This window comes from Psychrobacter sp. AOP3-A1-26 (genome assembly GCF_052378235.1).
Taxonomy (GTDB): Bacteria; Pseudomonadota; Gammaproteobacteria; order Pseudomonadales; family Moraxellaceae; genus Psychrobacter.
In genome coordinates this window covers 1-866 of sequence record NZ_JBQSXN010000195.1, presented here as the reverse complement: position 1 = coordinate 866, position 866 = coordinate 1, and the positions used below count along the sequence as shown (strand labels likewise).

Genomic DNA, 866 nt, shown 5'->3' with positions numbered 1-866 from the left:
CAGTCATACTAGTTTCCTTCTTTGGGTTATTATAACCTCTTAGAAGCTGTCCAATTTTATTATGCCACTACATTGGCAAGGCAGACTTAATAACCAATGACGACTTAGCAACCGACACAGCTCCTATCAATGGTAAGGACTATACTTATGTCACGGATGAAGCAACGCTAGACAGTACAGGCAACCATCAGATTGGCTTATCGAGCCTATTTGCTAGTGTTGCGGATATTGAGGCATATGATGGTGACAGCCCAGCTGCTGAGCAGGTGGTCTATCGGGTTGAAAACTTACCTGCTAGTTTTAACTTAACTGGTGCAGGGGTCACTTTCTTAGGTGGCAGTGGTTCTGATCGAGTATGGTCAGTGACCCTAGAGGCGCTACAGAATAATACTGCACAGTTAAAGACACCAGATAACTTCGCTGGTGAAATTAACTTTACCATCACGGGTACCACCACCGAGACAGTATCTGGTGATAGTGTGACTCATAGGGATCAAGAGGTCTCTATTCTAGTGACGCCTGATGCTGATGATAGCACAGTGAATAATCCAGAGGTCGTTGCTACTGAAGATATATGGACAACCATAGACTTTGCAGCTGCTTTTGAGACTACTGATACTTCTAATCCTGCTAATATTGCGACCGGCTATGAAGCACTTAAGAGTATCACCTTAAAAGCTGATGATCTGATAGATAAAAACATAGAACTTCGTGTTGATGGAAACTTGGTAACGCTTAATGCAGGTGAGGAGCTGACTTATACTCCTGATCAAAATATTGAAATCAGATACGATGAGGATAAGCGCCATAGTGATGATAATGTCAGCATAGACTTTGACTACACTTATACTGACACCGCTAAGCTG

General features: G+C 42.7%; 1 protein-coding gene. It reads left to right on the top strand.

Going from position 1 to position 866, the window contains the following annotated elements; genetic code table 11:
- Window positions 1-266 precede the first annotated feature (266 nt).
- A partial coding sequence (locus ACT3TU_RS14265) for a hypothetical protein (protein ID WP_444784536.1) occupies window positions 267-866 on the top strand: 600 nt, incomplete at its 3' end.